The sequence below is a fragment of the Peribacillus sp. SIMBA_075 genome (genome assembly GCF_046534585.1).
Window position 1 is genome coordinate 1 of sequence record NZ_JAWRYN010001270.1, and the last position, 248, is coordinate 248.

The window sequence follows — 248 nt, forward strand, 5'->3', positions numbered from 1 at the left end:
CGTACACCTAAACGCTTAAATTGTTCACGTTGACGTTCTACTTGCTCATATGCATACTCTGCACATAACTTACGGAACTCAGCAACTGTCATTTCTTTACGCTTTACACCTTTATTTGTTAAAGCTTGCTCAATTGGTAAACCGTGTGTATCCCAACCTGGTACATATGGTGCACAGTATCCAGTCATTGATTTAAAACGAACAATAAAGTCTTTTAACACTTTATTTAGTGCGTGTCCCATATGGAT

1 protein-coding gene is annotated in these 248 nt (G+C 37.9%); it reads right to left on the reverse strand.

Features of this window, described 5'->3' with window-relative positions:
• Nucleotides 1–248: class I tRNA ligase family protein (locus SB775_RS32425; protein ID WP_410865399.1), on the reverse strand; the 248-nt coding region annotated here is incomplete at both ends.